The 519-nt window shown below is 61.8% G+C and carries 1 protein-coding gene; it reads left to right on the forward strand.

The window, feature by feature from the left end; all coding sequences use genetic code 11:
• Positions 1 to 220 precede the first annotated feature (220 nt).
• Positions 221 to 519 (forward strand): transposase zinc-binding domain-containing protein (locus CAPSK01_RS24150; RefSeq protein WP_273704160.1); only part of this gene is annotated, 299 nt, incomplete at its 3' end.

The raw sequence follows: 519 nt of genomic DNA on the forward strand, positions 1-519 counted from the left end.
TGTCGACATCGGCAAGACCATCCACCCGCATCCGACGCTGGGCGAGAGCATCGGCATGGCGGCGGAAGTGGCGCATGGCAGCTGCACGGATGTGCCGCCTGCGCGCAAGTAAGTCCGCAGCCAAGCTACCCTGACAAGGCCCGAACTGGCGACGGTTCGGGCCTTGTGCTTTGCGTACCCAAACAATCGCCGCAGAATACTGTGCATTTGTACAGTATTCATGTCAGCCACTTCCAAGCCCAAGCTCTACAACCCACGCCACCCCGAACGCACGCTGCTCTACCAAATGGTAGCCGAGCACTACGAGACCTGGCTAGAGTTGGCCAGCGCGGGTCAGTTCGACGGCCAGGGCGACCACCACACCCCCAAGCCCTTCGTGCGCAAAGCGTTTGCCAAGTATCTTGAGTGCGGCATCTTTGCCCATGGCTTTGCCCGCGCTCGCTGCGGCGACTGTGGGCACGACTACTTTGTAGCCTTCTCCTGCAAAGGCCGGGGAGTCTGCCCCTCGTGCACCACGCG

This window comes from Candidatus Accumulibacter vicinus, from assembly GCF_000584955.1.
Taxonomy (GTDB): Bacteria; Pseudomonadota; Gammaproteobacteria; order Burkholderiales; family Rhodocyclaceae; genus Accumulibacter; species Accumulibacter vicinus.